21 protein-coding genes are annotated in these 23,343 nt (G+C 38.7%); 13 read left to right on the top strand and 8 right to left on the bottom strand.

The window, feature by feature from the left end:
- Positions 1 to 15: 15 nt before the first annotated feature.
- The 3 genes from B3E00_RS10100 to B3E00_RS10110 all read right to left on the bottom strand — a co-directional run bounded on the left by B3E00_RS10100 (position 16) and on the right by B3E00_RS10110 (position 5,479).
- The gene (locus B3E00_RS10100; RefSeq protein ID WP_293938345.1) at positions 16 to 417 is read right to left on the bottom strand and encodes a GNAT family N-acetyltransferase; all 402 of its coding nucleotides are present in this window, start codon (positions 415 to 417) and stop codon (positions 16 to 18) included.
- Complete coding sequence (locus tag B3E00_RS10105) at positions 398 to 1,921, bottom strand: NAD(P)H-hydrate dehydratase (protein ID WP_293938346.1); 1,524 nt, start codon at positions 1,919 to 1,921, stop codon at positions 398 to 400. The genes B3E00_RS10100 and B3E00_RS10105 overlap by 20 nt, the downstream gene beginning before the upstream one ends.
- A 135-nt stretch (positions 1,922 to 2,056) precedes the next feature.
- Positions 2,057 to 5,479, bottom strand: coding sequence for a glycosyltransferase (locus B3E00_RS10110; protein ID WP_293938347.1), 3,423 nt, complete (start codon positions 5,477 to 5,479; stop codon positions 2,057 to 2,059).
- A 158-nt stretch (positions 5,480 to 5,637) separates the two neighbouring features.
- Between B3E00_RS10110 and B3E00_RS10115 the strand changes: the two genes are divergently transcribed.
- The 4 genes from B3E00_RS10115 (at position 5,638) to B3E00_RS10130 (ending at position 9,509) form a co-directional block, all read left to right on the top strand.
- Entirely contained in the window at positions 5,638 to 6,477 is an 840-nt protein-coding gene (locus B3E00_RS10115) for a DUF4846 domain-containing protein (protein ID WP_293938348.1), read from the top strand.
- 224 nt (positions 6,478 to 6,701) lie between these two features.
- A complete protein-coding gene (locus B3E00_RS10120) occupies positions 6,702 to 6,902 on the top strand; it encodes a globin domain-containing protein (protein WP_293879391.1) in 201 nt (66 codons plus the stop codon).
- A gap of 250 nt (positions 6,903 to 7,152) precedes the next feature.
- On the top strand, positions 7,153 to 7,614 hold the full coding sequence (locus B3E00_RS10125) for an RrF2 family transcriptional regulator (protein WP_293888985.1): 462 nt from the start codon (positions 7,153 to 7,155) through the stop codon (positions 7,612 to 7,614).
- Positions 7,615 to 8,888: 1,274 nt separating this feature from the next.
- Entirely contained in the window at positions 8,889 to 9,509 is a 621-nt protein-coding gene (locus tag B3E00_RS10130; protein WP_293879393.1) for a hypothetical protein, read from the top strand.
- Positions 9,510 to 9,639: 130 nt separating this feature from the next.
- On the opposite strand, the gene B3E00_RS10135 is transcribed toward B3E00_RS10130, so the two are convergent.
- On the bottom strand, positions 9,640 to 10,119 hold the full coding sequence (locus tag B3E00_RS10135; RefSeq protein WP_293938349.1) for an SRPBCC family protein: 480 nt from the start codon (positions 10,117 to 10,119) through the stop codon (positions 9,640 to 9,642).
- Between the two features lie 119 nt (positions 10,120 to 10,238).
- On the opposite strand from B3E00_RS10135, the gene B3E00_RS10140 reads away from it, so the two are divergent.
- Positions 10,239 to 10,745, top strand: coding sequence for a GNAT family N-acetyltransferase (locus B3E00_RS10140; RefSeq protein WP_293938350.1), 507 nt, complete (start codon positions 10,239 to 10,241; stop codon positions 10,743 to 10,745).
- 188 nt (positions 10,746 to 10,933) lie between these two features.
- Here B3E00_RS10140 and B3E00_RS10145 read toward each other — a convergent pair whose 3' ends face one another.
- Positions 10,934 to 11,359: a cold-shock protein gene (locus tag B3E00_RS10145; RefSeq protein ID WP_209574556.1), complete on the bottom strand. Its 426-nt coding sequence runs from the start codon at positions 11,357 to 11,359 to the stop codon at positions 10,934 to 10,936.
- Between the two features lie 294 nt (positions 11,360 to 11,653).
- Here B3E00_RS10145 and B3E00_RS10150 point away from each other — a divergent pair, with 294 nt between their 5' ends.
- On the top strand, positions 11,654 to 11,935 hold the full coding sequence (locus tag B3E00_RS10150; protein WP_209574557.1) for a GNAT family N-acetyltransferase: 282 nt from the start codon (positions 11,654 to 11,656) through the stop codon (positions 11,933 to 11,935).
- 54 nt (positions 11,936 to 11,989) lie between these two features.
- On the opposite strand, the gene leuS is transcribed toward B3E00_RS10150, so the two are convergent.
- Positions 11,990 to 14,773: a leucine--tRNA ligase gene (gene leuS / locus B3E00_RS10155; RefSeq protein WP_293938351.1), complete on the bottom strand. Its 2,784-nt coding sequence runs from the start codon at positions 14,771 to 14,773 to the stop codon at positions 11,990 to 11,992.
- 217 nt (positions 14,774 to 14,990) lie between these two features.
- Here leuS and B3E00_RS10160 point away from each other — a divergent pair, with 217 nt between their 5' ends.
- The 5 genes from B3E00_RS10160 to B3E00_RS10180 are packed head-to-tail and all read left to right on the top strand — an operon-like array spanning position 14,991 to position 18,692.
- Positions 14,991 to 15,869 carry a cell division protein FtsX gene (locus tag B3E00_RS10160; protein WP_209574560.1) on the top strand — a complete coding sequence of 293 codons (879 nt, stop codon included), beginning with the start codon at positions 14,991 to 14,993 and terminating at the stop codon, positions 15,867 to 15,869.
- Positions 15,870 to 15,873: 4 nt separating this feature from the next.
- The gene (locus B3E00_RS10165) at positions 15,874 to 16,113 is read left to right on the top strand and encodes a DUF3098 domain-containing protein (RefSeq protein ID WP_209574562.1); all 240 of its coding nucleotides are present in this window, start codon (positions 15,874 to 15,876) and stop codon (positions 16,111 to 16,113) included.
- A 22-nt stretch (positions 16,114 to 16,135) separates the two neighbouring features.
- Complete coding sequence (locus B3E00_RS10170) at positions 16,136 to 16,930, top strand: undecaprenyl-diphosphate phosphatase (RefSeq protein WP_209574564.1); 795 nt, start codon at positions 16,136 to 16,138, stop codon at positions 16,928 to 16,930.
- Positions 16,931 to 16,939: 9 nt separating this feature from the next.
- Positions 16,940 to 17,662 (top strand): tRNA pseudouridine(55) synthase TruB, encoded by a 723-nt coding sequence (truB, locus tag B3E00_RS10175; RefSeq protein ID WP_209574566.1) that lies wholly within the window; start codon positions 16,940 to 16,942, stop codon positions 17,660 to 17,662.
- A 55-nt stretch (positions 17,663 to 17,717) separates the two neighbouring features.
- Positions 17,718 to 18,692 carry a bifunctional riboflavin kinase/FAD synthetase gene (locus B3E00_RS10180; RefSeq protein WP_293938352.1) on the top strand — a complete coding sequence of 325 codons (975 nt, stop codon included), beginning with the start codon at positions 17,718 to 17,720 and terminating at the stop codon, positions 18,690 to 18,692.
- A 47-nt stretch (positions 18,693 to 18,739) separates the two neighbouring features.
- On the opposite strand, the gene aroQ is transcribed toward B3E00_RS10180, so the two are convergent.
- Entirely contained in the window at positions 18,740 to 19,159 is a 420-nt protein-coding gene (gene aroQ / locus B3E00_RS10185; protein ID WP_209574570.1) for a type II 3-dehydroquinate dehydratase, read from the bottom strand.
- A 13-nt stretch (positions 19,160 to 19,172) separates the two neighbouring features.
- The gene (locus B3E00_RS10190) at positions 19,173 to 20,846 is read right to left on the bottom strand and encodes a gliding motility protein RemB (RefSeq protein ID WP_293938353.1); all 1,674 of its coding nucleotides are present in this window, start codon (positions 20,844 to 20,846) and stop codon (positions 19,173 to 19,175) included.
- Positions 20,847 to 21,042: 196 nt separating this feature from the next.
- Here B3E00_RS10190 and B3E00_RS10195 point away from each other — a divergent pair, with 196 nt between their 5' ends.
- Together B3E00_RS10195 and murI are read left to right on the top strand one after the other, a co-directional pair.
- A complete protein-coding gene (locus B3E00_RS10195; protein ID WP_293938354.1) occupies positions 21,043 to 22,458 on the top strand; it encodes a glycoside hydrolase family 125 protein in 1,416 nt (471 codons plus the stop codon).
- Positions 22,459 to 22,511: 53 nt separating this feature from the next.
- Positions 22,512 to 23,336, top strand: coding sequence for a glutamate racemase (gene murI, locus B3E00_RS10200; protein ID WP_293879415.1), 825 nt, complete (start codon positions 22,512 to 22,514; stop codon positions 23,334 to 23,336).
- Positions 23,337 to 23,343 lie beyond the last annotated feature (7 nt).

Below are 23,343 nucleotides of genomic sequence, written 5' to 3' on the forward strand. Positions count from 1 at the left end.
TCTTGGCGAATAAAATTAATTTAGCGCTAATGAATAGGTAACGGTGGTATCATTTTGCTTTCCCACAACAAAACCGTTCTTTTTCCAAAAGTGCTGTTGATCAAGGAGGGCTTCGGCTAGGATAACTTTACCATTAAATGTTCTTATAAATCGTCTAGCATAGCCCAATAATGCCGTGCCTATCCCCTTCATTCTAAGATGTGGGGCAACGGCAAGAAAATGGATCATGTAGTTATCGCCGAAAGAGATCAGGCTGAGAACACCAACGACATCATTTCCATCGTAGGCTGCAAAATGCGTGCCCTCAAAATCACCATCTAGCATCACTTCTCCAAGCTTCCCACCCGGAGAAAAGACTTCTTTTCGCAGTTTCCAAGTTCGGGCAGCAAAAACTTGTTCAATGTACCAATCCATCATACTCCTGTTCTAATGCAATCAGTGCACTGGAAAGATAGTTGATTGTATCGGAAGGCAACAAGGAATAGACTCCAATCTTTTCTACCGCAATATCTGCTGCACGTCCATGGATATATACTGCCATAATAAGAGCTTGTTTGGAAGAATACCCCTGTCCCAGAAGCGCTGTGATAATACCTGTCAGTATATCGCCACTCCCACCCGTCGCCATTCCAACATTCCCTGTACTGTTGAAATAGAGTGTCCCATCGGGCATAACCATCATGCTATTGGCCCCCTTAACCAGCATATAAAACTGGTGTTTGAAGGCGAATTCTTTTACTTTTTCCATCTTTTCGAAATCATCCTTCCAAGGACCCAATATTCGACTAAGCTCTTTTGGATGTGGAGTCAATATACTGTCTGCCGGTACAAATGCCCAAAGATCAGGTTCGCAAGCAAGAATATTCAATGCATCGGCATCTAATACCAACGGGGTATTACTTTCGTTAGAAATAAATACCTTTAAGGCATCACTAGTATATTGCGTTGTACCCATACCGATACCGATGCCAATGGACTGATAACTCGTGATGCTGGGGATTTGGCTAATAAAATCCTGTTCAGGGTCTGTCAATACCATTGCTTCGGGTACAGCAGTCTGTAAGATGGTATTGCCAGAGGCGGGCACATATGCTGTCGCTAAACCGCATCCAGCGCGAAGGGCTGCTTGTAGTGCAAGCTGCACAGCTCCCATTTTACCCTTACTCCCGCCAATGATCAACGTATGACCAAATGTCCCTTTATGATCAAATTTCCGTCGCTTTCTATAAAAAGAGGCGACAAGGAGCTGGTCAACATAAAAGAGATTAGTTTCTGTTTCGTCAATGGCCCGCCGACTGAGATTGATATCCAACACCTTAAAATCTTTGACATACCATTGGTTTTCTGGCAGTAGCAGAGCGAGCTTGGGCGCCTGAAAAGTAAACACAAAGTCTGCCCTAACAACTAGAGCATCAAGCGGTGTATTTTTATCCGCGAGAAGCCCGGAAGGCATATCCACTGAGTAGATTTTTGCACCGCATCCATTTATACTAGAAATAATACCGCTCCATTCTGCTGTGAGTACTGTATTTAACCCGTAACCAAACAGGCAATCCAGTACGATTGCATTAGAAGGTATATCCACCTGCTCTTCGGGATTGATCTTTTGGATTAACTGGTTGGACAAACGCTTTTGATTAGCAAGATTGTCAGCGGAATACTCCTCCACATCGATGAGATAGACCTTTACCGATGCCTGCTCTTGATTCAATAAGCGAGCAAGCACCAGGCCATCACCACCATTGTTCCCTTTGCCGCAAAAAATGTAAAAAGTTTCACACTCCATCCGGGGATGAAATCTTTTAACTTCCTCAAAAACAACGGTTGCGGCACGCTCCATAAGATCCAGGCTGTTGACACCTTGATCCTTTAAAGTTTCGCCATCAATGCTCCTCATTTGCTGAGCGGATAGTATCTTCATCGTTCTTCTTATTTTTATTGAAAGTAACTAATCCTGAGATCAATTAAAAATATCAGTATACTTTTTGGCAAAGGATAGTGATGCTCATGCAGTATGTCATGCCGATCCAATGCTTTCGCTGTCAATGAGTGCTTTCTATTCACTTACTGTGACCTGCTTCACTCCTCCGGTTCGTTTCAAAGTACCCCATGTATTTAATTCTCCTTTAATAGCTTTTCTGACCGACTTGAATAAAACGAAGTACATCAGTTGGCGCCAGAAAAAACGTTGTGGAAACAAATAAATTAAATTGATGAGCTTTTCTCCTTCCAACTTAAACGCAATAGCCGCAAAGAAAATATCGACGACAACAAAAAGGAAGTAATAGAACATCACCTGACCAAACCCCGTATGCAATGAAAACAGTCCTGCAATTCCTGTCCAGCTGATACCATTTACCTCGCTTAGGGAGAAAAGACCGCTCACCAAGGAGAACAACATAAATATGTCGGCCAAAGGCGCAAATAGCGGAAGTATGATCTGAAAGATCAGAATATTGGGCATTCCAACCATACCAAAATAGCCGTATCTAGGATTTAATAAGGTCTGTTTATTCTTCCAAAAACTTTGCAATACACCAAAACTCCAGCGGAATCTTTGCTTAAAGAGCATGCCAACCGTATCTGGCGCTTCAGTATACGCGATTGCTTCTGATGCATTACGAACGATATAACCGGCTTTTAATATACGCATGGTTAAATCACAATCTTCCGCCAGGGTGTCGGTTGTAAATCCACCCACCTCCAAAACAGCGGATTTACGAAAGGCGCCAATTGCTCCGGGCACTACCGATATCATATTGAGCAGATCAAAGGCTCGTCGATCCATATTCTGTGACGTGATGTACTCGATCGATTGCCAATGTGTCAAAATATTATGTACATTACCGACCTTCACACTTCCGGCAACAGCTGCAACCTGGTCCTTATTGAAATACTTCATCAATTGTTTTAATGCATCTGTCTTTAGTTGCGTATCGGCATCGATGCAGAGTACAAACTGCGCTTGGGATTGTTGGATACCATAGTTAAGCGCAGAAGCTTTGCCCCCATTTTGTTTTGTAAACAGCCGCACTTTAGGGTGGTCGCCATACACCTTACTAACCAGCTCAAACGTTTTGTCGTTCGACCCGTCATCCACAAAAACCAATTCATAATCTGGATAATCCAAATTCAAAAGACTTTGTATAGTAGCCAGTACGGTTATTTCTTCATTATAGGCAGGAATAATAACGCTCACCTTCTCCTGAGGATCAACTATCAATTGGGATCGTTCCTTTTTACTCCTTCGCTTTTGTCGGATTGCCAAATAAGCAATCATTACTGTTCTAAAAATTGCCAACACAATGGCAATGGAAAAGACCAGATTAAGGAGAATATTACCATAAAACAAGGTTCCTAAAAACAAACGGTTGGAAGATCCGCTGAAACCTGAATCAGACGCATTTTTTACTGGAGGCATGAGTTCATCACGCTTTTTGCCCATTAAATCTCCAATCGTTGCAAATTTATAACCATGAGATTTGAAATAATGAATAATCCGTGGCAAGGCTGCAATAGTCGCTTCTCGATTGCCTCCGGCATCGTGCAATAGGATAATGTTTCCGTTATCGCGCTGTTTGACCACTTCATTATAGATCTCATCTGCGGTACGGCCGGGCAACCAGTCGTTCGGATCGATATATTCTCCAATATTGATGTAGTTTTCCTTCCTGCTCTGAGCTACCGGTAGAATTTCGGCAACGGTCTGTGGTTCGGCATCTGCATTAAAAGGTGCGCGAAAAAGTATTGTACTGTGACCGGTTATGCATTCAATGATTTTTCGGGTTGCATTTAGTTCAAACTTGACCCTATTAGGCCCGATGGTGGACATATCAGGATGAAAAAAGGTATGATTCCCAATTTCATGTCCTTCCTGATATTCCCTACGAACCAAATCCATATTTTTCTCAGCCATCACGCCAACAAGGAAAAAAGCACCAGGTACATGTTCCTTTTTTAAAATATCCAATACTTGCGGTGTATATGTTGGATCTGGACCATCATCAAATGTAAGAACCACCGTATTGTCTCTTTCTCCAAAGCGTTTGATCACATAGTTGCTTGGCGTCTTTACATACTTCTGGTCTTTTACCATCAGCGTCGACGGGTCATAAGTGAAATTTGCTTCCCCGGGGGCGGGACTATTCACCAAATCCAAAATCTCCCCATCGCCAATATATTGAATTCCTCCAACAAGGATGTGTTGTATCTTTCCAAAGTCAAATGGATCTTTCTTTAAGCTTTCTTGACTTAATGATCTTGAAATAAAAGACCATAATCGGGCATCTTCACTACCCAAACGCCAAAGAGCAATACCGGCTAATCCCCAGTCATCAGCTTTACGGATAAGATTAAAATAAGTTGCTGCGTCTGTGAAGTAAACATCGTGGCACATTCCTCCTCCGTCGGTATAACGAAAACTTAGATTTGCCGATTCGGGATCAAAAGCAATCTTGGCATTGTAATTATGCGCCAAAATGACTGCATTATCATAAGTCAATGTCTGTCCAACACTACCTTTAGGCCAATCATAGCCATAACATGCCAACGCCAAAATTACCTTGTCCGCGTCGACCTTACTGCAGAGCTCATCGAGATTTTTTTCGACCCATGCCTGATGGGAGATAGCGCCTGCATTACTTTCAATAGAATGCTGATCATAGGCCATTAAGATAATGTAATCATTATATTTCTGCAAGGCAATCGGGTCGTAATCATCATTTTCGGGCGAAATATCCTGCGACACAAGAAGCCCCTCGGTATGAAACACGGTATAAATGTGTGCCATAAAATCATTTAATGGCTGGTGGTCATCCAACTGTAAATTCTCAAAGTCGATATTTATGCCTGCAAAACCATTGCGCTTCACTTTAAGAAGGATGTCGTCTATAAGACGTTGTTGTTTATCCGGATTACGCAAAATAGCCTTTACAGTCTTCCCATCAAAATCGTTACCACTGAAATTTGAAATCTGTGCGATAGCTTTACGCTTATACTGATGAATAACCTTAAGCGCGGCAGTATCCGCTTTATCTACCACCGTATCCTGATTGGGTACTGTAAAAAATGACTCCATGGCGACCATATCCAAATGACCGATGTTGCGCCGTAAATCAGATAGGGACTGCTCACGGACTTCGTTTGACCAGGAACTGACGTAAAATCCCATATTGATCCTACTTTTTGAGCCAATATGTTTTAGATGCTTGAGATCACGATCGTGTTTGATCTTCTCCAATTCGGATTTTAGAATGGTAAATTCCTTGAATTGCTTTGATTTCTTTAATCTGGCAGTAGACTTTTCAGTCAACGGCGTGTTGGTATTAATTGTTGGAAACGGAGGAATCTGGATCTTACCCAATGTATAAACGACACCGATAACACCAATGATCAAACCAATTACCAATGCCCTGCTCATCCATGAAAAAGCGTACCAGCGCTTTTTGCTTGACGTCTGAAAAATCTGTTTTTCTGACATAATCGTATTCTTATTAACTTCGGCTAAGCTACATCAGAAAATGATCCAAAGGGCCAATCAATAGCTTAAAAATTTCTTAATTTTAAAGCTCTACTCCTCGCTCGATTTCCGCTTAAAATTAAGTATATTCGCTAGATTACAATACGCTACGTAGAAATATGAGACCACTATCTATACTCATTCCCTTATTCTCTTGTCAGATTTTCCTAGGTTGTGGACAGCCCAATATCACTGCGTCGAAAACACAAGCTATCGATTCAGCATCCAAGGAAGCTATACGGACTAACGGAAATCAATTTATTGACCCCAATGGAATGACGGTCAGATCACGTTTTTTATTACCAGAAGGATTCAAAAGGTTGCAATACAAAGCTGATGCATTTGGAAATTTCCTTGAAAATCTTCCACTTTACCCTATCGATCAGGAGGTACATTATTACAATGGAAAGATTAAACCTAGACAAAATATCTACAATAGTGTTGTAAAACTGGACATAGGAAAACGAGATTTACATCAGTGTGCCGATGCAGTCATGCGGCTCCGGGCGGATTATTTATACGGACAAAAGCGCTATAAGGATATAAAATTCAACTTTCTCTCTGATGGCAAACCCCGAGCCTATACAAACTACGCAAAGGGAGACTACTCCTACCCAACCTATTGGAAGTACTTGGAGTACATCTTCGCCTACGCTAATACCGCTTCACTACACGACGAACTTCATCATGTAAAGACTACGCAAGAAGTTAAAATTGGAGACACTTTCATTCAAAAAGGGTCGCCCATTGGCCATGCAGTTATCGTTGTTGATCTGGCCAAGGATAATAGTGGGAAAACAATTGTGCTGCTCGCCCAAAGCTACATGCCAGCTCAAGATATACAAATTTTAAACAATTGGAACAATAGCAAACTCAGTCCCTGGTATGATATAGATCAAGACGTGATAAAAACTCCTGAATGGACATTTTATCCGAAAAACCTAAAAACATGGGAATAGCCTAAAGCGATACGAATCGAACTAAACTCTTCGACTGGTTGCTAGCTCAACATTCAAAATGAAATAAAAGATATTTTTGTCTTTTATTATTAAATTTATATTTTTGTGCCGATAGTCATTTACAAATGAATCATATCAAGGTTTTCAAAATCCCTCATAAACGAGGTTCGCTTTTATTTTTTTAATAAAAAATAAAAGATAAAAAGCTATTTAAATATTTTATCATGATTACTGAAGAACAAAAAGAATTAGTAAAGAGCACTGTTCCTGTTTTAAAAGAACATGGTGTAGCACTTACCAGTCATTTCTACAAACGTATGTTCACGCATAATCCTGAACTTAGACATATTTTCAATATGGGAAATCAAAAAAATGCGAGACAACAGACGGCGTTGGCTAACGCTGGGTCGATCTGGCTAAGATAGACGCCGCTCATCTTCCACAGAAAGCAAACTATTACCTTTGTGGCCCAGCTGGCTTTATTAAAAAACACGTTCAATATTTAACCACTCAAGGTGTTGATATTAACAACATACATTTCGAGGAATTTGGCCCGGCATCTTTGCAACTAAATTAACAGCTGTACACCGTCCCTTAAATAGTCATCTCTAATTTTTAATCATTAGCGGATGGCTATTTTTGATTTTGTACATTTGCAAAAAAAGCAAGAAGATTATGGGCATTTTTTCTAAAACTTGTGAATATGGAATACGGGCAGTTTTCTTTATCGCTCAAAGCTCGCAAGAGAATAAGCGTGTGGGCATAAAAGAAATAGCTGAAAACATTCATTCTCCCGAAGCTTTTCTAGGTAAGATATTACAGAATCTAAGCAGAGCGGGTATTATTCGCTCCATGAAAGGGCCTGGTGGTGGATTCTACCTCGACCAGGGAGATATGTCTACGCCACTGTCTGAAGTCGTTAAAGCCATCGACGGTGAAAGCCTGTTTGTCGGCTGCGGCATGGGGCTTGAATTTTGTTCCGAACAGTATCCTTGCCCCCTACACCACGAGTTCAAGACCATACGCAATAACCTTTCGGAAATGCTTCAAAAAACGACCGTTGGCCAATTCAATGATGAGCTTATTAACGGAAAAATTCTATTGACTAAAATGCATATCCATCCGAATAAAACTTAATAATCAGGCTAAAGATTAAGATTGCAAACATGTTCGCAGATTAATTGTCATGTCCAAATATCCTTATTTTAAACACCAACCATCCATATACATAAACCACATAATAACACTGAAAATAAGGCCTATATATAAAAAAAATAGATAAGAAAAATCGTATCTACAGCACCCAACTTCAATCGATACGATAGTTTTATATACCGATAAATTCCGTACAGCATAAGCAACAGTCATGATATCGAAATCGGTAGGACAATGAATTACTGTCCTAATATAACCGATTGAGAATAACACACATGATAGTTAAAAGTACTATAAACGAGGAAAATGATTACATTTTCTAAGAGCTTATAATGCTATGAGTACCCCTTCTTTCATCTTTCCTTTGGATTAAATGGTAAAAAAAGAAGACTATTTACTGACTATAAGGGCGATTTTGCACAATATAGCACATGGTCATACAAATACTACATATAATAATTATTAAAATCTGAAAAACAATACTTTGAAGACTTTAAATAAACAAAAAAATTAGCAATAAAAATGACTTTAATGGCTTATTTAATACGGTGAAAAGGGTGGATAAAATTTTATCCGCCCTTTTCACCGTATTAAATAGCATCGGTTTGGAGCGATCGCCTACCCCATGCCTCTCTAGACTTGTCCATACTGCATTGAAGTAAATCGACATAGGCCGAATGGATCATGGTAATGTATCAACTTTCAATTTAGCAGGTATTTGACGCGATCTAACTCATTAAATAGGAATTAAGGTAACTCTTGTATAGAAGGGTTAGAAAATAGCTACAAAGCCTCTAAATGGTGCCGTAAAGGAAACAAGATTTAAGTAATAGAAATCTTGCATATTTAGTGCATAGTCGATTCAACTACAAGCAGCGAAACCAATACTGCTCTAAGATATAGCCTATAAAGGTATTTTTAGTCGATTTAAAACACTTTCCTTCACATAGTAAGACACCTACATGTCGTTTATAAAAAAGAGAGCACACGCGCGCTAAAAATAACTTAATCGCGTGATTACTGCCACAAGGAGAAAAATTTAAAAATAAGATGCTTCACATCAGTAAATAATAAGTCTAACAAAAAGAAAACAACAGAAAGGAGAATTAATTTAAACATAAAAGGATATAATACAATTAAATAAATAACAAAATATAAAGCTACACATCATATAAAACCAGTTTTTAAATTGCTAAAATTCAACTTTCACGGAAGAACACAAACCCTTTTACTATATTTAAATTTTTCAAAACTTCATGAGCAACGAATCTTCAGCATTGAAATTTTTCTTAATAACAGAGCTTAAAAAGGTCAGAAAGACCCGCAATGTAATCGTCGGAATTTTCCTCACCATGTTCGCACTTTGCTACGGCTTTTTCCTGTCCGCCTTTTTTCAGCGTTGGTTAGGCAGTGAAGATCGGCTTACATTTTTCTATAAATCACTCCCTACCCTATCGTTTCTTTTCATTTATTTAGGTTTTGTATTTGGACTTTTAAGCTGGGTAGTTTATAGGAAGAACCAAAAATTTATTCGGGCATTACAACACCTAAACATCGATGACCTTGCTATCTACGAGCAATACACCAAACGAATGAACCGCATCTTTTCAGCGATAGCGCCTTATGTTTTTTTTAAAAATGAGCTGCTGTTCTTCCCGCTGATCGGAAATAAACGTATCGAAATTAATCAGATCCATCGCATTGAAACGAAAATCATACGCAATTACCGGGGCCCTAATAGCTATCGCGTCTATTTCTACAATGAATTCAACAAAATCCACCAAGTTACAATGAATCAAAAAGGGGCATTTGACTTCTTACAAGAGCAACTTCGTGAGAAAAATCCAAATCTGGTTGTCGTTGCACGGAATGATTAAATACAGGAAAGCTCAGGAATTGTTTCGGGAAAACAACAGGAAAGGTCAACGCTACCTTCGATAAAATTTTAGACCAATAGCAAAATGCGCTAACCGAAGGCGATCAATCTTTCGCCCACTAGTAAAAAAGCTAGTCTGGAATATAGGCTATATAACGACCTGATTCAGCAACTTCTTTGATTACCTGATTGCGCTCCTCAAGAAAGCGTCGCATATAACGTGTTAAAAAAAGACATTCTGCAAGTCTTCCCAAAACCCCAAACGGTGCCTCGAAATTAAAAATATCGCGCATAATTATTTTTCCATATTCAACTTCTTCGAAGAAATGCTGATGCTCCATGAAACAAAAGATCCCGTGGATCATTTTATCTTCAAAAAAACAAGGCCTTTCCATAGCAGTTATCCGCACAGTTAAGGTTTGTCTGACCCCGAGATGTCTTGCACGCCACCGAACCTGCTGTCCCATCTCCATCAAGCCAGTCGTCACCCCTCCGATTGCCTCCTCTCCAGTTTTCTTTGCAGAATACTTATGCAGATCAATACTACGTGACAAGTCGAAAACGACAGATAAAGGAGCGTCTATCATGGTATTTAAAATAAGCTGCGGCATAATGTCTGGTAATAAATTATATATCAATTTCGTAAAATTAGGGGTTATTTTTGGAATCGGTTGCCAAAATTGTCTAAATTGGATCTGCGCTATCCGAATGGCTACAAAAAACAACAATTATGGTAACACTCCTTCACTTCGAAAAGTCAGATTTCCCACTATTTAAATCGTGGATTGGATCAGCAAGGGAACTATTGCAGTTTGCAGGGCCTTATTTTTCTTTTCCGCTTACCGACCAGCAACTTGAAAAATACATTACAGATCCAAAGCGACAAATCTTTAAAATAGCTGATACAGCAACTAAAGAAATTATTGGTCATTGTGAATTAAACTTCGAGCGGAATACCCCAAGACTTTGCCGTATTTTAATTGCAAAAAGCTCCGAACGGAATAGAGGCTATGGCAAAAGCACTGTAAATGCACTCCTTAGACTACTATTTATAGAGGGTAACTATGACACAGCTGATCTGAATGTCTATGAATGGAATTCCAATGCGATTCGATGCTACGAAGGAGTAGGTTTTCGGATCAACGAAAATATTAGTTCGGAAGTATCAATTGAGGGTGAAACCTGGAAAAGCCTCAATATGCAGATTAGGAAATCTGAATGGAAAACTAATCCGTAACATGAAAGCTGCGCAAAAAGTAAGTCATATAACCGTGCCATAAATCATATTAAGAGGATTGATCTGTTTCCTACGCACAGTATTTAAACATGCAAAAAAAAACCTTTGTTTGACTTCAACAACTTTGACATCAAACAAAGGGCCTTACTATCATAAACACCTGAAATTTCCAGTGTTTTTTCTTGTTGCTAGTATTCGATCAAGACTTCAGTCACTTGCGCGCCTTGCTTAGCACTCTTAAATTTAAACTTCACTTTCTGATTCAAATTTAATTTCTGCCCGACTAGGCGGTCGTTGAAATAAACAGATTGCTGAGTTTCGTTGTCTCTGATGAATCCATAGTTGGAATCGTTGTTATAGTGGACAACTTTTCCAAAGGAATACTCATCATGATGATTGGAGACCATACTTGGACTCTCACCTTCTTTCAATTTTATTGCAGGCCTGTCTGAGATATTCCCGTGTTCATCAACATAAGCAAACAATTCTTCCAAAGATTTTCCCTTGTCATTGTTTGTTTTATTGAATTCCTTCTTCTCATTTTTTTGCTGTTTCTTGAGTAATTTCTTTTTTTCTCGTTCTTTTTTGTTAAATGTGATTTGGCTTTTGCTCATTCAATATGGATTAAAGTAAATGTTCCCGAGGAGGTTTCGGACCTTTAGAGCTTCGTTGAAAAGATAAAAATGCGATGTGTTCTAAGGAGATAATTGCAAATATACGAAAAATTCTTTAAAAAAATATATATTGACTATCCGTATTCGCTTTGCTGATCCTCGATACCAAGTGCTTCGCTTTAATCAAGTAAACATGGGAAAGTAGTGCGAATCAGAAATACATAACAGTGAGCAAAAAATTAAAAATTACGTAAAACAAAACGCCCTTTAAGACGTTATTTTTTAAAAAAAATTATGGAAATAAGAAACATCGAGACAGACGACAGAGGCAATTTCGTTGCGGAGGTTGAAAATAGTGAAGCCGGAATTTTAGAATACACGTGGCAAAATGATCATGAATTTTCGATCGACCACACCGAAGTGTACGAAGAGTATAGAGGAATGAGTGTAGGCAAAAAATTAGTGCTGGAGGCAGTTGACTACGCACGAAAGAACGATGCGAAAATTGTTCCCAATTGCCCATATGCGAAAGCTATCTTTGAAAAGACAATAGCGTTTCAAGATGTATTAGCATAAAAAAGCCGTTTTATCGAAAGGATAAAACGGCTTTTTGTTAGGAAGTGAATCTGTTTAGACCACAATATTGATTATTTTCCCTTTAACAAAAATAATCTTTTTTATGGCTTTGCCATCTAAATGACGTTGTACATCGGCATGTGCTCTGATGATATCTTCGATCGCCTTTTGATCTAAATCGAGTGCTAACGATAGATTGAATTTCATCTTTCCATTGAAGGATACCGGATATGCAAATTCTGATTCGACTAAATATTCTGGTCTAAATATAGGGTAAGAAGCGGAAGAAAGTGTGCCAGCTTCATTTCCTAATAGCGTCCACAGCTCTTCCGTAATATGCGGTGCATACGGTTGGAGCGTGATAATTAACTGTTCCAGTATCTGTCGCTTATTGCATTTTAAATCTGTTAAGTCATTCACGCAGATCATGAAAGCTGAAACCGAAGTATTGAAAGAAAAACGCTCAATATCATCTTCTACCTTTTTAATAATTTTATGTAAGGCTTTAAATTCTGCTTTAGAAGGCTCTTCGTCGGAAACATTGAAATTGCCCTCGGCGTCATGAAACAGACGCCACACTTTACGTAAAAACTTATAAACGCCCTCTATACCGTTAGTATTCCAAGGCTTAGCTTGCTCCAAAGGCCCCAAAAACATTTCGTACAGACGCAGTGTGTCCGCTCCATATGATTCGATAATATCATCTGGATTGACTACATTGAATTTGGACTTCGACATTTTTTCCACTTCGCTACCGCAGATATATTTACCATTCTCCAATACAAATTCAGCATTTGAAAAATCAGGTCTGAAGTTTTTGAATTTTTCCAAATCCAACACATCATTTTGGACAATATTTACGTCAACATGTAACGGTATCGTTTTATATTCATCTCTCAACCCGTAAGACACAAATTGATTTGTACCTCTCCCGTCCTCATCTAGCACACGATATACAAAATTGGACCGCCCCTGAATCATTCCTTGATTAATCAATTTACGGAATGGCTCTTCTTCGTTCTGGTAGCCCAAATCTTTTAAGAATTTATTCCAAAAACGCGAATACAGCAGGTGCCCGGTAGCATGCTCCGAACCACCGATATATAAATCTACGGCTTTCCAATAGTCTACCGCTTCTTTTGACACAAAGTCACCGTCGTTTTTCGGATCCATATATCTAAACCAATACCACGAAGAGCCTGCCCATCCGGGCATTGTACTCAATTCATACTCATATTGATCTTCATATTTCCAACCTTTTGCTCTTGCTAAAGGGGGTTCACCTGATTCCGTTGGCAAATATTTATCAACTTCGGGCAATAATAGGGGCAATTCTTCCTCTTTAATTAAATAAGGTAATCCATTTTTAAAGTATACAGGCACGGGTTCGCCCCAATAGCGCTGACGTCCAAAAATGGCATCGCGCATACGGAAGTTTATTTTCGCCTTACCCAATTTAGTCGCCTCCAACTTCGCAATTAAAGCAGGTACAGCTTCTTGGTAAGTCATACCATTGATAAAATCGGAATTAATATATCTTCCATCCTTATTAGGATCAGCTTCTTCTTCAATATTTTGGGTATCTGAAATAGGAATAATAGGAAGGTCGAAGTGTTTAGCGAATACATAATCCCTTTGATCGCCACTAGGTACAGCCATAACAGCACCCGTTCCATAACCAGCTAATACATAATCTGCGATCCAAATCTGTACATCTTGTCCCGAAAGTGGGTGCTTGGCATACGAACCTGTAAAAGCTCCTGAAACTGTTTTCGTATCAGCCATACGATCCAATTCAGATTTTTTGGAAGTTTTCTGGATATAGGTATTTACTTCCGATTGTTGCTGAGGGGTAGTCAATGCTGGTACCAATTCGTGCTCTGGAGCTAAAACGACAAATGAAACACCAAAAATTGTATCTACACGCGTCGTAAAAACTTCGATGACCGTATCTAATTGTGGTACGGGGAATTTCACGGAAGCACCCACCGATTTTCCGATCCAGTTACGTTGCATTTCTACCAAAGGTTCTGGCCAATCAACCGTATCCAATCCTCTTAGTAGGCGATCGGCATAAGCCGTAATACGCATAGACCATTGCATCATCTTCTTTTGCTCGACGGGAAATCCTCCACGCTCAGAAACCCCATTGATTACCTCGTCATTCGCTAATACTGTGCCCAGCGCAGCACACCAATTTACTGTACTTTCACGTAAATAAGCAATCCGGTACTTCAGCAATTCACGTTGTTGTCTTTCTTCATCAAAAGATTTCCAATCTTCAGCGCTAAATTCCAAAACGTCTTCATCAGCAACTGCTGCAATAGCAGCAGAGCCATTTTTAGCAAACCTTGCAATCAACGTTTCGATCGGTTCGGCTTTATCTGATTCTTTATTATACCAAGAATCAAACAATCTCATAAAAATCCACTGCGTCCATTTGTAATAGGAAGGATCTGAAGTACGTACTTCGCGGCTCCAATCATAAGAGAATCCAATGTTATCCATCTGTTCCCGATAACGGTTGATATTGACTTCGGTCGTTACGGCAGGATGCTGGCCAGTTTGAATCGCATATTGCTCCGCAGGAAGACCAAAAGAATCATAGCCCATTGGATGCAATACATTAAAACCTTTTAAACGTTTATATCTTGAAAAGATATCCGAAGCAATATAGCCCAGCGGATGACCAACGTGCAACCCCGCTCCGGAAGGATAAGGAAACATATCCAATACATAGTATTTTGGCTTTTGTTGCGTATCAGACGTTTTGTACGTTTGATGATCCGCCCAAAATTTTTGCCACTTTTTCTCTAATGATTTGTGATTATACTCCATTTTTATTCTTAAGGAATTTTTATGACTGGCGAAATTACGATTTAATACTGAAATGTGATAAAAGTTTTGTAGTTTGAACAATAAATTATAGTATTGAAAAGTTAATTAAACATAGATAGAAAACGGGGTTCGGATTGATTTTTATCAAAGTAATTACAAGATTAATTCGAAATCTTCCACTCAAATAGTTACTTTCGCAAATAAATTTTCGCTTATTATGTCAGAATACGAATTAAGCACACAAAAAAGAAAAACAAAATCTGTATATGTATCTACGGTTATCAGCATCGCTCTGGTGTTATTGGTAACAGGTATGTTGGGATTACTCTTGGTGCATGCTAAAAATCTTTCGAAATACGTTAAGGAAAATATTGTCTTAAATGTCATCGTGAACGATGGCACGAGCGAAGGTGATGTTCTTTCATTGCAAAAAGACCTCGAAAAAGATAACTATGTGCTCCGTACCGAATATATCAGTAAAGAGTTAGCGGCAAAAAATCTAAAGGAAGACCTTGGCGAAGATTTTGTACAGTATCTGGGGCATAACCCTCTTTTACCTTCTTTGGATGTTTATATGAAAGAGAATTATGCCAATACAGATAGTATTAAAACTTTTATTGAGAAGATCTCTAAAAATAATAAAATTAAAGAAGTGGTTTATCAGGAGTCTCTGATTGACATGGTGAACAAAAATGTTCGGATCATAGGGATGATTGTATTGGCATTTGCTGTTATCCTGCTAATTATCGCCGTAGCTTTAATTAACAACACGATACGTCTTGCTATATACTCGCAACGTTTCTTAATTAAAAGTATGCAGCTCATCGGAGCTACTAAAAACTTTATCCGTAAACCATTTATAACTTATGGTATTATTCATGGTTTACTCGGTTCCTTGATCGCGATTCTACTGCTTATTTTAACCTTGAAGTTTGCGCAACAGCAGATACCCGAACTGGTATTTTTACGCAATTGGTTTGAATTTGCTGTAATATTTTTAGGAGTAATCCTCATTGGGATTCTCATTTCGGGACTTAGCACTTATTTCGCTGTAACAAAGTACTTAAAGGCACAATCTAACGATTTATACAGATAAAAAAATGGCTCAAATAAAGAAATCTACCGAATCAGTCAATAAAGGTTCGTTTGTATTCTCCAAAATAAATTACCAACTGTTTATAGCTAGCGTATTGGTTGTAATCATTGGCTTTACATTGATGTCCGGTGAAACCGATATCTATAGCTTTACCAAGATTACTTTGGCACCGATTGTTGTTGTTCTCGGTTTTGCAATAGGTTTTGCAGCAATTTTATACCGTCCCAAAAACAAATCCAATTAAAGCATAATCTTAATTCTAACAGATGTCTATTATTGAAGCTATCATCCTTGCTATCATTGAAGGATTAACGGAGTTTTTGCCTGTGTCTTCGACAGGTCATATGATCATAGCCACTGCCTTAATGGGTATCCAACCCTCGGCATTTGTCAAGTTATTTACGATTGTCATCCAGATGGGAACGATATTGTCCGTTCTGGTATTATACTACAAACGTTTTTTTAAATCGCTCTCATTTTACTATAAATTGATCATTGCGGCTATTCCAGCATCAGTGTTGGGCTTGCTCTTCAACGATTATATTGACGCCCTATTGGAAAGTCCTCTAATGGTCGCGGTCATGTTGGTCGTGGGCGGCGTAGTGTTACTTTTTGTCGATAGGTGGTTTAACAAGCCAACCGTAGAAGATTCCGACAAAGTTTCGTACAAACAAGCTTTTATGATTGGTGTATATCAATGCCTTGCGTTAATCCCTGGTACTTCAAGATCTGCCAGTACAATTATCGGTGGTATGACCCAAAAACTGACACGTAAAGCTGCTGCAGAATTTTCCTTCTTCCTTGCCTTGCCGATGATGTTTGGTGCTTCTGCTGTAAAGCTGCTAAAGTTCTTTAAAGAAGGGAACACGTTTAATGGCGAAGAGCTTAATTTGCTTATTATAGGTAATCTAATTGGTTTCGTTGTCGCAATCGTTGCGATTAAGTCTTTTATCGGCTTCTTGACTAAATACGGTTTTAAAGCATTTGGATGGTATCGAATAATCGTCGGTGTTATTATTCTTGCCCTCCTACTTTCGGGTCATAGTTTACAAATTATTTAAAATCTTTTGATGGAAAATATAGAGGTTAGTGAAAACTCAGCGAAGTTTCATTTTGCTGAAGGAGAAATGTTGTTGATTGATAAACCTTTAACTTGGACTAGTTTTGATGTGGTTGGTAAAATCAGAAACTCCATCAAGCCGTTAAAATTAAAAGTCGGTCACGCAGGAACTTTAGATCCGCTTGCGACCGGTTTACTTATCGTCTGCACAGGCAAATTCACAAAGAAAATAGATAGTTACCAAGCCGAAGACAAAGAATATACTGGAACCATTACTTTGGGTGCCACAACGCCTTCCTATGATCTGGAAACAGAAATTAACGAAACATTTCCTATCGATCATATTACAGATGACATGATACTGCAAGCTGCGAAAGCATTTGAAGGCGAAATTCAACAATTTCCGCCTGCTCATTCGGCTATAAAAATCAATGGCGAACGTGTCTATGAGAAGGCACGCCGTGGCGAAGAGGTTGAAATAAAATCCCGTCAAGTTCGAATCAATAGCTTTCTTGTTGAAAAGATCGAGCTCCCCAACGTTTATTTTCGCATATCCTGTTCAAAGGGAACATACATTAGATCTCTGGCCTATGACTTCGGAAAATCCTTACAGAGTGGATCACATCTAAGTTCTTTGAGGCGCACCAAAAGTGGGGATTATTCAGTAGAAAATGCCTGGAATTTAGAAAAACTTATCGCGGAAATAAAACGTCATAAAGAGATCATTAAATAACTTTACCAAACCGTTTTATTGATTCTTTATCTTATTTTTGCAAAAACTCCTATAAATGAAAATCTACAGAAGTTTAGATGATTTCTCACCTATTGAAAATGCAGTTGTAACCATCGGCACTTTTGACGGTGTTCATATTGGCCACCAAAAAATATTGGCCCACTTAAAGGAAGCTGCTCATAAAATCAATGGGGAGACAATTTTGCTTACTTTTTTTCCACACCCTCGGTTGATTATCAATCCAGATGATGATAGCTTACGCTTAATCAACGATATCGAAGAAAAGGTCAGTCAGTTGAGTAAAGTTGGCATTGACCATTTGATTATCATTCCCTTTTCCCGTGATTTTTCCAATCAAACTCCAGAAGAATATATTAGTAATGTTCTTGTAGGAAAACTCGGCACCAAAAAAATTGTGATAGGCTACGATCACCATTTCGGAAAGGATCGAAAGGGTAGTATGGGTGATTTAGAACAGTTTGCTTCCATATTTGATTACAGTGTCGACGAAATCCCCGAGCAGGATATAAATGATATTGCCGTATCTTCAACACGGGTGCGCGAAGCACTAATAAAGGGTGACATAAAAACGGCAAATCTATATTTGGGTTATCCTTTTGAATTGACAGGCACTGTGATTAGAGGCGACCAAATCGGACGTACGATCGGATTTCCTACGGCAAACTTACAGGTTCACGAACCGCATAAACTTATACCAGCCTATGGTATATATGCAGTTGAGGTACATATCTACAATCACATCCAAAACATTACTACTGGTGAATACAAGGAAGAAAGCCCTGTTTCAATTGCCAAAGGTATGGGTTATATAGGAACTAGACCCACCGTGGATGGCATGAACCGAGCTATCGAAATCAGCCTATTTGATTTCGATCAGGATATTTACGGTAAAACACTACGCGTAAAATTCCTTCACTTTATCCGTCATGACGAACGTTTCGACTCCTTAGAAGCAATGAAAGCGCAGATCAGAGCGGACGAAGCCCAAATTAGAAGTCTTATTGGTTAGAGCAGCGTCTTAATTATCAAATAGAAAAGCGGGAAATTCCCGCTTTTCTATTTGATAAGAGCTTCGATGCCTAATCGATAGCTGTCCAAACCAAAACCACAAATTACGCCTTTACAATTCTTCGCTAGAAACGAGTGATGGCGGAATTCTTCTCTTTGGTGGACATTACTGATATGGACCTCTATAACAGGTGTTGTAATAGCTGCAATCGCATCACCAATCGCAACGGAAGTATGTGTATACGCTCCGGCATTCAATACAATTCCATCAAACTCGAAACCAACCTCGTGGATCTTATCGATTAGGCCTCCTTCTGAGTTGCTTTGAAAATAGTGTAGTTGCAAACTTTCAAACTGCTGTTTAAGCTCCTCAAAATAGCTAAGGAAATCCTGGCTACCATAAATTGATTTTTCTCTTACACCCAATAAATTCAAATTTGGGCCATTCAGTATAAGGATTTTTTTCATCGGAATATCATTGTTATAAATCATTATAAATTGCCCGGAAACTTGAGCGAAGGCCGAATGAGATCACGCCAGATTTATTGACGATAGGCGTTTCGTATTTCGCTTTTGCATAACGTTGGGTGTATCCGAGTTCTAGACGAAGATTATACTTTGGATTAAGTACATAGGCTGCCTTAGCGTCTGCATAATAGATATTATTCTTTATACCTTGTGCAATATGATTGCCATATAAGTTTGGTATTGTATTATAGGACTGAAAGATGTTTCCCCCCATATTACTTCCGTCGGGTAGATCCAGCCCATTTTGAGTAAACATTCCCTGCAATGAAAAGTCCCATCTGTCCCATGCGTAATTAACCAGTCCAACAAGCTCTCTAAAGTTTGCCCCTTTTGGATGCGCCAATGGCTCGGCGTTGTTACTATAGTTTGAATACGATTTAAAGTGCGCGTAGGTATATGGTCTAGCCGTATTGTATTCGGCTAGAAAGTTTAAATTCTTTACGCCAAACATATCATACCCTCTTACGCCAAGCTGTGCACCCCATTTATTATGTGCGTATCCATTTCCTGCAAAAAATTCTTTCGCCGTAAACTCTCCTAACAGGAACTGGCCATATGCTGTCAATCGATATGGAAGCTTATATTTGGAAGTTAAGCCCAAAAACATTTTATCCGGCGAAGTCGTATTATTACTTTCGACAGGACGAATAAAGATAACTGGACTCAGATAACTAAAATCAAAACCTCTTCTTCCTCCTTCATCCTGCGCGGCCCAAACAACGGATTGGAAAAAACCTACAGATAATTTATTGGTTACATTCCAATCCAAATATTGAAAGGCCCCCCATTTCTTTCCATCTCCCAAGCGGGTGTTATTTTGCCCCTCCATAGGATATGTGCCCGTTAAATCTTGTCTAGGGTGTGTCGGATCGTTCATATAGGCCCAAATTGAAGTGTATTGAACATTTCCTATTGTTCCGGTTAATTTAAGATGTGCATAGTTGGAAGAAAAGTCGGACAAAAGCATCGAACGATAACCATCTCCAATAAAGTTTTTGTCGTAAGCCAAAGTGGCCTGGATATATTTATGTGCATCATAAGTCATGCTCGCTGTCGCATACATCCAGTCCATTTTATTTTTAGACTGAAATTTCGTATTTCCTTGACCAGGAACAACTTTATTCGCAACAATGTAGTCATCCAGATACTTAGGAAAAACTGCCTGGCTTTCAAATGCTGACGTATTGAAAGTAAATTTGTTCCCAACATTTAAACCCACCTGAAATCCTCTACTATTCATCCAAGTACGCCGTTTATCTCCTAGCATATCTTTTCCAATATAAAGATCTGGTAAAAAATCAGCATAGAATGTATAATCGTCCTTGTCGACTTGGACAAGATGTTCATTAAAAATCTTGCGCATAAACCAGTTGGACGAAGACACGGGTTTGTTGGATTGAATTGAATCAAACTTGGCTAACAATAAAGAGTCTTTAATGACGAAGGGTTTAGCAGAAGTATGGATCCTGGTTTCCGTAGAATAAACTGCATCGTTCATTTTCTGATAAAAATGATACGAATAAGGCTGGCTCTTAATTTGGGCAACAGCTCCTAAGGAAACGCCTACTCCAATGCTTGCCAACGTCAATCGAAGTAAATTATTGTTTTTTGTTATATTAAGCCTCATAAAATTTTTTAAAAGATTGTTTTTTATAGCAAAATGCATTCCTAAACGCAAATTAACCGAATAAAAATGACTTAATTCACATCTTTGGTCAATTTTAAAATGCTAAATCGTATTTGCTATTCCTTTTATTCAAAAATATTTATATCTTGCATGTTAGTAAATAACCTTATATCATAAATAAACAGTCCTAATAAGCATGAAGCGCAGAACATTTATCCAAAACGCAAGCCTGTTAACCGCGGGTGCACTTACCAGCAAATTTTCATTTGCTCAAGAACATTCTTTTCCTAAAGTGCGTACCGTCAAAGAGAAGAGGCTTTTTTCGAGTAAAGTAATAGAGGATGCTATTGTAGAATTTCAGAAAAATGTTAAAAATAAGGAGCTGTCGTGGTTATTTAATAACTGTTTTCCCAATACCCTTGACACCACAGTTTTCCCTTATGTACAAAATGGAAGAAACTACACGTACGTCATTACAGGAGATATAGACGCCATGTGGTTACGTGATAGCAGTGCGCAAGTATGGCCCTATCTTCCCTTTATGAAAAAGGATAAAAAATTACAGGATCTGATTGTTGGACTAATCCAAAAGCAGAGTAAATGCATCAATATTGACCCCTACGCCAATGCATTTTATAATGATCCAACCAAAAAGGGCGAATGGTTTAGCGATCATACCGACATGAAACCTGGGATTCATGAACGGAAATGGGAAATCGATTCGTTGTGTTATCCAATTCGATTAGCCTATCATTACTGGAAAGAAACCAAAGACAGTAGTCCATTTAATGAGGAATGGCTGGACGCCCAACATAAAATATATCAAACTTTCGTTGAGCAACAACGAAAAGACAGTCTCGGTCCTTATAAATTTGAGCGCACTACTTCAAGAGGATCAGATACATTGCAGGTTGATGGTTATGGGTATCCTGTGAATCCAGTTGGATTGATCTGTTCTAGTTTTCGACCTTCAGACGATTCTACCATTTTCTCCTTTTTGATTCCCTCCAATTTGTTTGCAATTGTGAGTCTTAGGCAATCTGCAGAGATATTGAAAAAAGTCAAAAATGAACAGGCACTCGCCGATAAAATGGAAGCACTTGCAAACGAGGTAGAAGCAGCAGTAAATAAGTACGGCATCATCGATCACCCAACACTAGGTCGTATATATGCCTTCGAAGTGGACGGGTTTTCGAGTCATCTGATGATGGATGATGCCAATATACCCAGCTTACTGGCCTTACCATACTTAGGAGCTGTCGATATTAATAATGAAGTTTATCAACGTACCCGTAACTTTGTGCTGTCCGATAAAAATCCATTCTTTTTCAAAGGAACCGCAGCGGAAGGTATTGGTGGTCCTCACATAGGCAGAGATATGATCTGGCCGATGTCCATTATCATGCGGGCACAGACCTCGACGAATGATGAGGAGATTCGTAACTGCATTAAGACTTTGATAAATACTCATGGTGGAACCGGCTTTATGCACGAATCTTTCCATAAAGACGATCCTAAAAAGTTCACAAGACATTGGTTTGCCTGGACGAATACATTATTTGGCGAATTAATTTGGAAAATATATAAAGAGAAACCATCTTTGCTTCAATAAATCTGAATCTTGTAACATACTGTTATAAGTGAAGGAACTTATAACAGTATGTTATGAATAATTTAAAAGCTCCCGGTCCTATTGGCATTTTTGATTCTGGTTATGGCGGTCTCACCGTTTTCAAAGAAATTCAACACCTTTTGCCTCAATATGATTATATCTATTTAGGTGATAATGCCCGTGTTCCCTATGGTACACGCTCGTTTGAGACTGTTTATAATTACACCAAACAATGTGTTTTTAAACTATTTGACCTCGGATGTAACCTTGTTATACTGGCATGTAACACAGCTTCAGCTAAAGCATTAAGAACCATTCAACAAAACGATCTTCCCATTGGAAAGAAAGTACTTGGAGTAATTAGACCCACTACCGAAATGGTTCATAATTTTACCAAAACCAATAAAATTGGTATTTTAGCCACTACAGGGACAGTAAAATCAGAATCCTATAAAATAGAAATTCACAAATTTAACCCTGAAATTGAGGTTTTTCAGCACGACTGCCCTTTTTGGGTGCCCCTAGTGGAAAACAATGAAATCAATACCGAAGGCGCCCATTATTTTGTCGAAAAGGATATACGGGAACTTTTACATCAGTCGGCTCAGATTGATACCATAGTGCTTGCCTGCACGCACTACCCCCTATTATTGCCTGTAATCAAGAAATATGTACCAAACCATATACAGATCATCTCTCAAGGCCCTATTGTCGCGGCTAGCCTAAAAGACTATCTTAATAGACATGAAGAAATTGAGACGATTTGTTCCCAAAAGGAACAATTGGCGTTTTATACGACCGATGATCCGCTAGATTTTGAAAGCAAAGCAAAGATATTTTTTGGACAGTCAATAGATGCCAGCCATATCACCGTTTGATAAAATA

It is taken from the genome of Sphingobacterium sp. UBA5996, from assembly GCF_002429765.1.
In the GTDB taxonomy this organism is placed as follows: domain Bacteria; phylum Bacteroidota; class Bacteroidia; order Sphingobacteriales; family Sphingobacteriaceae; genus Sphingobacterium.

Excerpts from the sequence above, each read along its gene's own strand:
- B3E00_RS10100 (WP_293938345.1), bottom strand. The coding sequence starts at position 417 with ATGATGGATTGGTACATTGAACAAGTTTTTGCTGCCCGAACTTGGAAA.
- B3E00_RS10105 (WP_293938346.1), bottom strand. The coding sequence starts at position 1,921 with ATGAAGATACTATCCGCTCAGCAAATGAGGAGCATTGATGGCGAAACT.
- B3E00_RS10110 (WP_293938347.1), bottom strand. The coding sequence starts at position 5,479 with ATGTCAGAAAAACAGATTTTTCAGACGTCAAGCAAAAAGCGCTGGTAC.
- B3E00_RS10115 (WP_293938348.1), top strand. The coding sequence starts at position 5,638 with ATGAGACCACTATCTATACTCATTCCCTTATTCTCTTGTCAGATTTTC.
- B3E00_RS10120 (WP_293879391.1), top strand. The coding sequence starts at position 6,702 with ATGATTACTGAAGAACAAAAAGAATTAGTAAAGAGCACTGTTCCTGTT.
- B3E00_RS10125 (WP_293888985.1), top strand. The coding sequence starts at position 7,153 with ATGGGCATTTTTTCTAAAACTTGTGAATATGGAATACGGGCAGTTTTC.
- B3E00_RS10130 (WP_293879393.1), top strand. The coding sequence starts at position 8,889 with ATGAGCAACGAATCTTCAGCATTGAAATTTTTCTTAATAACAGAGCTT.
- B3E00_RS10135 (WP_293938349.1), bottom strand. The coding sequence starts at position 10,119 with ATGCCGCAGCTTATTTTAAATACCATGATAGACGCTCCTTTATCTGTC.
- B3E00_RS10140 (WP_293938350.1), top strand. The coding sequence starts at position 10,239 with ATGGTAACACTCCTTCACTTCGAAAAGTCAGATTTCCCACTATTTAAA.
- B3E00_RS10145 (WP_209574556.1), bottom strand. The coding sequence starts at position 11,359 with ATGAGCAAAAGCCAAATCACATTTAACAAAAAAGAACGAGAAAAAAAG.
- B3E00_RS10150 (WP_209574557.1), top strand. The coding sequence starts at position 11,654 with ATGGAAATAAGAAACATCGAGACAGACGACAGAGGCAATTTCGTTGCG.
- leuS (WP_293938351.1), bottom strand. The coding sequence starts at position 14,773 with ATGGAGTATAATCACAAATCATTAGAGAAAAAGTGGCAAAAATTTTGG.
- B3E00_RS10160 (WP_209574560.1), top strand. The coding sequence starts at position 14,991 with ATGTCAGAATACGAATTAAGCACACAAAAAAGAAAAACAAAATCTGTA.
- B3E00_RS10165 (WP_209574562.1), top strand. The coding sequence starts at position 15,874 with ATGGCTCAAATAAAGAAATCTACCGAATCAGTCAATAAAGGTTCGTTT.
- B3E00_RS10170 (WP_209574564.1), top strand. The coding sequence starts at position 16,136 with ATGTCTATTATTGAAGCTATCATCCTTGCTATCATTGAAGGATTAACG.
- truB (WP_209574566.1), top strand. The coding sequence starts at position 16,940 with ATGGAAAATATAGAGGTTAGTGAAAACTCAGCGAAGTTTCATTTTGCT.
- B3E00_RS10180 (WP_293938352.1), top strand. The coding sequence starts at position 17,718 with ATGAAAATCTACAGAAGTTTAGATGATTTCTCACCTATTGAAAATGCA.
- aroQ (WP_209574570.1), bottom strand. The coding sequence starts at position 19,159 with ATGAAAAAAATCCTTATACTGAATGGCCCAAATTTGAATTTATTGGGT.
- B3E00_RS10190 (WP_293938353.1), bottom strand. The coding sequence starts at position 20,846 with ATGAGGCTTAATATAACAAAAAACAATAATTTACTTCGATTGACGTTG.
- B3E00_RS10195 (WP_293938354.1), top strand. The coding sequence starts at position 21,043 with ATGAAGCGCAGAACATTTATCCAAAACGCAAGCCTGTTAACCGCGGGT.
- murI (WP_293879415.1), top strand. The coding sequence starts at position 22,512 with ATGAATAATTTAAAAGCTCCCGGTCCTATTGGCATTTTTGATTCTGGT.